The sequence below is a fragment of the Mesorhizobium sp. M6A.T.Cr.TU.017.01.1.1 genome (assembly GCF_004023115.1).
In the GTDB taxonomy this organism is placed as follows: domain Bacteria; phylum Pseudomonadota; class Alphaproteobacteria; order Rhizobiales; family Rhizobiaceae; genus Mesorhizobium; species Mesorhizobium mediterraneum.
Map to the genome: position 1 here is coordinate 1 of NZ_RZTA01000040.1, position 7,888 is coordinate 7,888.

The 7,888-nt window shown below is 61.4% G+C and carries 11 protein-coding genes; 7 read left to right on the top strand and 4 right to left on the bottom strand.

The annotated features are described in order from the left end of the window. Nucleotides 1–197 precede the first annotated feature (197 nt). Nucleotides 198–1,070: an aldo/keto reductase family oxidoreductase gene (locus EOB36_RS15145; protein WP_128285154.1), complete on the bottom strand. Its 873-nt coding sequence runs from the start codon at nucleotides 1,068–1,070 to the stop codon at nucleotides 198–200. A 94-nt stretch (nucleotides 1,071–1,164) separates the two neighbouring features. Between EOB36_RS15145 and EOB36_RS15150 the strand changes: the two genes are divergently transcribed. Beyond that, a complete protein-coding gene (locus tag EOB36_RS15150) occupies nucleotides 1,165–2,073 on the top strand; it encodes a LysR family transcriptional regulator (RefSeq protein WP_128285155.1) in 909 nt (302 codons plus the stop codon). Nucleotides 2,074–2,151: 78 nt separating this feature from the next. Here EOB36_RS15150 and rpsI read toward each other — a convergent pair whose 3' ends face one another. Next, on the bottom strand, nucleotides 2,152–2,634 hold the full coding sequence (rpsI, locus tag EOB36_RS15155; RefSeq protein WP_023717316.1) for a 30S ribosomal protein S9: 483 nt from the start codon (nucleotides 2,632–2,634) through the stop codon (nucleotides 2,152–2,154). 1 nt (nucleotide 2,635) lies between these two features. Then, nucleotides 2,636–3,100, bottom strand: coding sequence for a 50S ribosomal protein L13 (gene rplM / locus EOB36_RS15160; RefSeq protein ID WP_091591498.1), 465 nt, complete (start codon nucleotides 3,098–3,100; stop codon nucleotides 2,636–2,638). Between the two features lie 453 nt (nucleotides 3,101–3,553). Here rplM and EOB36_RS15165 point away from each other — a divergent pair, with 453 nt between their 5' ends. After that, on the top strand, nucleotides 3,554–4,018 hold the full coding sequence (locus EOB36_RS15165; RefSeq protein ID WP_128285156.1) for a DUF6678 family protein: 465 nt from the start codon (nucleotides 3,554–3,556) through the stop codon (nucleotides 4,016–4,018). 78 nt (nucleotides 4,019–4,096) lie between these two features. On the opposite strand, the gene EOB36_RS15170 is transcribed toward EOB36_RS15165, so the two are convergent. After that, the gene (locus tag EOB36_RS15170) at nucleotides 4,097–4,552 is read right to left on the bottom strand and encodes a PaaI family thioesterase (protein WP_128285157.1); all 456 of its coding nucleotides are present in this window, start codon (nucleotides 4,550–4,552) and stop codon (nucleotides 4,097–4,099) included. A 168-nt stretch (nucleotides 4,553–4,720) separates the two neighbouring features. Here EOB36_RS15170 and EOB36_RS15175 point away from each other — a divergent pair, with 168 nt between their 5' ends. The 5 genes from EOB36_RS15175 to EOB36_RS35155 all read left to right on the top strand — a co-directional run. Then, nucleotides 4,721–5,542, top strand: coding sequence for an enoyl-CoA hydratase (locus EOB36_RS15175; protein WP_128285158.1), 822 nt, complete (start codon nucleotides 4,721–4,723; stop codon nucleotides 5,540–5,542). A 2-nt stretch (nucleotides 5,543–5,544) separates the two neighbouring features. After that, nucleotides 5,545–5,967 (top strand): VOC family protein, encoded by a 423-nt coding sequence (locus EOB36_RS15180; RefSeq protein ID WP_128285159.1) that lies wholly within the window; start codon nucleotides 5,545–5,547, stop codon nucleotides 5,965–5,967. Between the two features lie 10 nt (nucleotides 5,968–5,977). After that, nucleotides 5,978–6,760, top strand: a complete 783-nt coding sequence (locus EOB36_RS15185) for an AAA family ATPase (protein ID WP_128285160.1) — start codon at nucleotides 5,978–5,980, stop codon at nucleotides 6,758–6,760. Continuing rightward, complete coding sequence (locus tag EOB36_RS15190) at nucleotides 6,757–7,278, top strand: CoA-binding protein (protein ID WP_128285161.1); 522 nt, start codon at nucleotides 6,757–6,759, stop codon at nucleotides 7,276–7,278. The genes EOB36_RS15185 and EOB36_RS15190 overlap by 4 nt, the downstream gene beginning before the upstream one ends. Nucleotides 7,279–7,525: 247 nt before the next feature. After that, the coding region (locus EOB36_RS35155) for a PLP-dependent transferase (RefSeq protein ID WP_245467804.1) at nucleotides 7,526–7,888 on the top strand (363 nt) is incomplete at its 3' end.

Here is a 7,888-nt window from a genome sequence, read left to right on the forward strand (position 1 = left end):
CCGATCCCCCCCCTTGTGGGGGAGATGCCCGGCAGGGCAGGGGGGGGCGCGACGGATCGCTTACCTTTGTCAAAACGATGCCGACAATTGGCTTCAAGACAATTTCGATTGACACAAATTGATGGATAGGCTGGCGGGGCAGCGCCCCCCTCTGGCCTGCCGGCCATCTCCCCCACGAGGGGGGAGATTGGCTAGTCTCAAGCCGCCATCGCCACGCCGTCCAGTTCCCTCAGCACATCGCTGGGCAACTCCAGTTCACTCGCCGCCAGGTTCTCCCTGAGATGCGCGACGGACGAGGTGCCGGGAATCAGCAGGATATTGGGCGCGCGACGGAGCAGCCAGGCAAGCGCGACCTGCATGGGCGTGGCGCCCAGTCGCTCCGCGACGCCGGATAGCGTAGACGACTGCAGCGGGTTGAAGCCGCCGAGCGGAAAGAACGGCACATAGGCGATGCCGTCGCGAGCAAGTTCGTCGATCAAGGCATCGTCGCCCCTGTGCGCCAGATTGTATTGGTTCTGCACGCAAACGATCCGCGCGATGCGGCGCGCCTCTTCGATCTGTGCTGACGTGACATTGCTTAGCCCGATATGACGCACCAGGCCCTGTCGCTGAAGCTCGGCCAGCACAGTGATCGGCGCCTCGATCGACCCTTCGGCGGGGCCATGCGCGTCGAACATGATCCTGAGATTGACCACGTCCAGCACGTCGAGCCCGAGGTTGCGCAGATTGTCATGCATCGCCTCCGTCAGCGCTTCGGGAGAGAAGGCCGGAAGCCACGAGCCGTCCGCGCCGCGACGCGCACCGATCTTGGTGACGATCGTCAGATTGTCGGAATAGGGCGCGAGCGCCTCGCGGATAAGCAGATTGGTGACGTGCGGGCCGTAGAAATCGCTGGTGTCGATATGGTTCACCCCGCGCGCAACGGCTTCGCGCAGCACGGCCAAGGCTGCGTCGTGATCCTTGGGCGGACCGAACACGCCGGGTCCTGCGAGCTGCATGGCGCCGTAGCCGAGCCGCTTCACGGTGCGGTCGCCGAGAGTGAATGAGCTGGACTGGTCGATGCTGGACATAATCTATCTCCGTTCAAGATGAAGCTGAGATAGGCGCTGTCCGATCTCACGATAATTGGCTACATTCCGCACGGGCTGTACGGAATATCGAACAATGAAGATCGATCTCGGAGATCTGAACGCCTTCGTGGCCGTGGCGCGGGCCAAGGGTTTTCGCGATGGCGCCCGTGCCAGCGGCGGCAGCGCGTCGGGCTTGAGCGAGGCGGTGCGCCGCCTCGAGACGCAGCTCGGTGTCAGGCTGCTCAACAGGACGACCCGCAGCGTCGTCCTGACTGAAGCGGGTGCGAGCTTGCTGGCCCGGCTCGGCCCAGCCTTGACCGAGGTCGAGACAGCACTTGACGTTGTGAACGGCTTCCGCGATCGGCCGGCAGGTACATTGCGCCTCAACGTGCCGGTCAGCGCGGCGCGGCTGGTGCTGCCCAGCATTGTTCCGCGTTTTCTCGCCGCCTATCCCGGCATCCGGCTGGAGGTGATCGCCGAGGAGAGCTTTGTCGACGTGCTGGCGGCCGGCTGCGACGCCGGCATCCGTTACGACGAGCGGCTGGAGCAAGACATGATCGCGGTGCCGATCGGACCGCGCGTGCAGCGCTTCGCCACTGCCGCCAGCCCTGCCTATCTGGACCGCCATGGCCGGCCGCAACATCCGCGCGACCTGCTCGGCCACGCTTGCCTGCGCGGCCGTTTCGCCAGCGGTGCGATGCCGCCATGGGAATTCGAGCGAGATGGCGAGGTGGTACGCGTCGATCCGACGGGACCGCTTCTCGTGACCCTGGGCGGGGCGGCCGATCTCATCGCCGATGCAGCCATCGCCGGCACCGGCATCGTCAGCCTCTTCGAGGATTGGCTTCGCCCTTACTTTGAGAGCGGTGCGCTCGAACCCGTCCTCGAAGCTTGGTGGCAGAGCTTCCCCGGGCCGTTCCTCTATTATCCCGGCCGGCGTCTCGTGCCGGCGCCGTTGCGGGCGTTCATCGACTTCATCAAAGTACCGGCTGATCGGCCTTGAATTTGGGCCAGGTTAGCAATCGCCAAAGAAAAGGCCGCCCGGAGGCGGCCCTTTCGAATGTCTGAAGCTGCGCAGCGCTTAGCGCTTCGAGAACTGGAAGGAGCGGCGGGCCTTCGCCTTGCCGTACTTCTTGCGCTCGACGACGCGGCTGTCGCGGGTCAGGAAGCCGCCCTTCTTGAGCACGGCGCGCAGCGCCGGCTCGTAGTAGGTCAGCGCCTTGGAGATGCCGTGGCGCACGGCGCCGGCCTGGCCGGAAAGGCCGCCGCCGATGACAGTGGCGACGATGTCGTACTGACCGGCGCGGTTGGCGGCGATGATCGGCTGGTTGAGGATCATCTGCAGGACCGGACGCGCGAAATATTCGGCGAACACCTTGTCGTTGACGACGATCTTGCCGGAGCCGGGCTTCACCCAGACGCGCGCGATGGCGTTCTTGCGCTTGCCGGTGGCATAGGCGCGGCCCGACTTGTCGAGCTTCTGGACATGGACGGGTGCAGCCGGCTGCGTGTTGGTGTTGCCGGTGGCAGTTCCGAGTTCTGCGAGCGAGGAAAGCTCAGCCATATTACGAAACCTTCTTGTTCTTGGCGTTCAGCTTGGCCACGTCGAGCGTGACGGGCTGCTGGGCGACATGCGGATGTTCCGTGCCTGCATAGACGCGGAGATTCTTCATCTGGCGACGGCCGAGAGGGCCACGCGGGATCATGCGTTCGACGGCCTTCTCGACGACACGCTCGGGAAAACGGCCCTCGAGCAGCTGGCGCGCGGTGCGCTCCTTGATGCCGCCGGGGTGGCCGGTGTGCCAGTAATAGACCTTGTCGGTGAATTTCTTGCCGGTGAACACCACCTTGTCGGCATTGATGACGATGACGTTGTCGCCGTCGTCGACATGCGGGGTGAAGGTGGGCTTGTGTTTGCCGCGAAGATGATTGGCGATGACAGTGGCGAGACGGCCGACGACGAGACCCTCGGCGTCGATCAGCACCCACTTCTTCACCACATCCGCAGGCTTCTGCGAAAAGGTTGTCATGGATTTGTTGCTTTCGGTTCGGACCGTCCCTTATTCACGAATGACAAGGGAAGGCGTTTCTTGTTGCTTGGATTGGCGCCGAGCGCTTGCCCGCCGCCAATAACAAAACGGCGGCCTTTGCGGGCCGCGGTTCCGTGAGGGCTTATAGGCGAGAGCGGTTATCGCGTCAAGGTTGGTGAAAAGCCAGATGGCTCGTAAAACAAAGCAAAACCAATGGTTTGAGTAAAAGGTATTATTTTACCACACCGATTTAGCGCGCCTGCCTGCCAGGTCAGGCCAGCTTTAGTCAAACCCAATCACTCGAAACAATCGGGTTCGAGCCTTTGCTGTCGTTCAGTTGCGAGCGTCGCATGGCGCTATCTGATCCTTGGAGGGCCTTCGTCTGACATGACCAAAAGGTGATCGATTCATTCATCGGTATTGTGAAGGCATTCCAATTCAGCGAATATATTCATGACTATTGGAGCTCAAATCGTGCCAAAAAGAAGAGAATCAGCGAAAGACATGAATGCGCTACGGCTAAACGCCAAGAAAGAGGTGACGCAGAGTTATTCGGCTTCGCTCATGTCCAATACTAAATGGCGCACTCTGTTCGAAGCATTGGAAGCCTCCGACGTTGATATCAAGGGAATCACCGTCAAATTTGTCGGCGATGGAAAAGAATGGTCACCGGTATTTCCCGGTCTATACCCACCCCATGCTTACGTGGATTTATGGCCCTTGAATGTCTACCCATTGGTCGAGATAGAGTGGATTGAATTCCGGCGAATTGTTGTGAAGAAAAGATCGAACAATGTGCCCCCGGCGCTCGTCCCGCAAGACGTAGACGCTATTCGCGCAGCGATCGATGCCACCGGCAAACGCTTCCCTATTGAAGTTACTGAACAAGGCTTGCGCATCATCGGCCACCTGAAGTAGTCAAGGATACATTCTAGTGTCTTCTTCAATGCGCATCGGTCATAGCGAAAGTATAAACATTATCTGACAATTCAATTGTCAGGGTGACGCCCGCTTCGGCGGGATGGAATAGGTCCCCGTGGCGTGCGCCACCGTCTGTCCATCCGGCCCAGCGACGATGTCGATATCGAACACCATCAGGCTCTTGCCGAGCTTCAGGATGCGGCAATGGCCGTCGATCGGTCCGGCCTCGGCCTTGCGGACGAAATTGATGTTGAGATTGGTGGTGACCGAAAGCGCATCTGGCCCGGCATGCGAAAGCACGCAGACATAGCCGCCTATGTCGGCCAGCGTGAACAGCGACGGGCCGGACACGGTTCCGCCGGGGCGCAAATGCCGCTCGTCGGCATTGAGCCGCACCGTGCAGCCGCCCGGAAACACGTCGATCGCCTCGTAGAAGGTGAACTGGTCGTTGAGCTGCGGGTAGACGGTTGCCATCAGCGCATTGATTTCAGCCGCCGTCAGCACCGGTTTGAGATTGTCTTGGGCGGGCATAAGCGGTTTCCTATATGGAGCCGGTAGGGGCTCAGGTGGAACGCCTGGGCCAATTGTCGGGTTTGAGAAAACACGTCTCAAGGCTGTTCTTCAATCGGCAGCGTGCTAGTTCTTTTGTTCCATGGCCCACAAATCCGATGCCGCTGGCCAATGAAGAGGTTAGAGAACATGGCCGAAATCGTCGCCATCAAGCCGGCTGTTGCCGAAGGTCCTGTCGTCGCGAGACTGGACAAGGGCGTGCTGCGCCTCACGCTCGCCAATCCGCCGGCCAATGCGCTGTCGCTGGCGGTGATGGCGGCGCTGACGGCGGAACTCGACCGCGCGAAATCAGACAGATCCGTCCGCGCCATTATCCTGGCAGCGGCCGGAAAAGTGTTCTGCGCCGGACACGACCTCAAGGAAATGACCGCGCGCCGCACTGATGCCGATCGCGGCAAGGCATTCTTCGAGGAGACATTTTCCGCTTGTGCGGAACTGATGCAGGCGATCGTGCGCCATCCCAGGCCGGTGATCGCCGAGGTCGATGGTCTGGCGACGGCGGCCGGGGCGCAACTGGTCGCGAGCTGCGATCTCGCCATCGCCTCGCATGAGGCGACCTTCTGCACGCCCGGCGTCAATATCGGCCTGTTCTGCTCGACGCCGATGGTGGCGCTGTCGCGCAACGTCTCGCGCAAGCACGCGATGGAGATGCTTTTGACCGGCGAGACCATCGATGCGGCGACGGCCAAGGAATTCGGCCTGGTTAATCGCGTGGTGCCGCGCGAATATCTGAACCAGATTGTCACCAAATACGCGCAAACCATTGCTGCAAAATCGTCTTTGGTCGTGAAGACCGGCAAGGAGGCGTTCTACGCGCAGGCCGAGATGGGGCTGGCCGAGGCCTATGCCTATACCGGCCGCGTCATGGTCGAAAACATGCTGGCACGCGACGCGGAAGAGGGCATTGGCGCCTTCATCGGCAAGCGCAAGCCGGAATGGACGGACGATTAGAGATGGAACCCCGCATCTCAATCATCACCATCGCCGTCGACGATCTCGAGCGCGCCACGCGCTTCTACGAGGCGATGGGCCTGACCCGCCATGCCGGAATCACCGACGGCGTCGCCTTCTTCCAGATGGGCGGCGTCATTCTCGGCCTGTTTCCGCGTGAAAGCGCCGAAGAGGATTCGGGCATCACCTTCGGCACGGCGCCGTCGGCGATCTACCTCGCCTACAACACCCGCTCCGATACGGAAGTCGACGACGTGCTTGCCATGGCCGAAAAGGCCGGCGGTCGTATCGTCAAGCCGGCCGGCCGCGCCTTCTGGGGCGGCTGGTATGGATATTTCGCCGATACGGAAGGGCATGTCTGGGAAGTGGCGCACAATCCGGCTTTTCCGATCGCGGAAGACGGAACGATCTCGCTGCCGGACTGATCGCTGCCGCATGGCTCCTCGCAAGCAACTGACGCGACTGAAGGCTCCCTATCTCAAGCGCATCCTGATAGAGCCGGCGCGGGTCGCAGATTGGGAAAAATACCCCTGGAACCTGCCGATCTTCCGCAGCCACGATTTCGAGTTCGAATTCACCACGCCGATTACCATCATCGTCGGCGAGAACGGCACCGGCAAATCCACGCTGCTCGAGGCGATCGGCGCGCTGGCTGGATACGACGAGGCCGGCGGCGGCAAGGGCTACATGCCCATCGACCATTCAGCTGCCATCGATACGAGCGGCGCCGCACTGGCTAAGACGCTGCGCGGTCACTGGCTGCCGAAAGTCACCGCCGGCTGGTTCTTTCGCGCTGAATCCTTTTACTCCGTCGCCCGTTATCTCGATCAGGCGGCACTCGAAGATCCGTTCAAGCCACCTCCGCCCGATTTCCTGTCCTGGTCGCATGGCGAGGGCTTCATCCGTTTCTTCGAGGAGCGCTGCCGCCGGCAAGGCATCTACATCCTCGACGAGCCCGAAAGCGCGCTCTCGCCGACGCGCCAGATCGAGCTTCTCAAGATGCTGCGGCGGATGGACCAATCCGGCACGGCGCAAGTGATCATGGCGACGCATTCGCCGCTGCTGATGGCCTGTCCCGGCGCGCGGCTGTTCCGCATCAGCCGGTTCGGCCTCGACCCGACCGATTTCAGCGATACCGACCATTTTCGGATGATGCGCAGTTTCTGCAACGATCCGGATGGTTTTCTCGCCGAAGCTCTGTATGAGGACGAGGCATGAACCACGACGCCTACGACAATGCCTATATCGCCGGCATCCTCAATTCGGTGAAGACCATCGCCATGGTCGGCGCGTCCGCCAATGATGTGCGGCCGAGCTACTTCGTGCTGAAATATCTGCTCGCCAAAGGGTTTTCGGTGTTTCCGATCAACCCGGGACAGGCCGGCAAGGAAATCCTCGGCCGAACAGTCTATGCTAGGCCCGCCGATCTCCCCGAGCCCGTCGACATGGTCGACATCTTTCGCGCTTCCGCGGCGGTGCCGGGCGTCATCGACGAGATCCTGCGGCTCGACCCGCTGCCGAAAGTCGTCTGGATGCAGCTCGGCGTGCGCCACGACGAGGCGGCCGTGCGCGCCGAGGCCGCCGGCATCAAGGTGGTGATGAACCGCTGCCCCAAGATCGAGTATGGCAAGCTGTCGGGTGAAATCGGCTGGACCGGCGTCAACTCCGGCGTGCTGTCGTCGAAGAAGCCGCTGATGCGGCCGGGATTCCAGAGCTTCGGCGTTCGCCAGAAGTAGACCATGATCCCGAAAAGTGGAAACCGGTTTTCGGAAAAGATCATGGTCAAACAAGAAAGATAGAGCCCCATCCCGATCCTATCGGGTTGGATCAGGCTCGAGACGGAAATTTATTCCGGTAATCGGAACATTTTCTCGCGCCTCGATCACAGAACGTGCGTCGAAGGGCATTTTCTTCTTTGCATTCGTGACCGGGCTTCGCCAAGAATGCCCGGCGATTTTCAGAAGGTTCAAAGGGAGGTATTCGATGACCCGCACGCCCGGTTTCAACACGCTCGCCGTCCATGCCGGCGCCAAGCCCGATCCGGCGACCGGCGCGCGTGCCACGCCGATCTACCAGACGACCTCCTTTGTCTTCGACGATGCCGACCATGCCGCCTCGCTGTTCGGGCTAAAAGCCTTCGGCAACATCTACACCCGCATCATGAACCCGACGCAGGCGGTGCTGGAAGAGCGCATCGCGGCGCTCGAAGGCGGCACGGCAGGGCTGGCGGTGGCGTCGGGTCATGCCGCGCAGGTGCTTGTCTTCCACAATCTGATGCAGCCCGGCGACAATTTCGTCGCCGCGACAAGGCTTTACGGCGGCTCGCGCAACCAGTTCGGCCCCCCC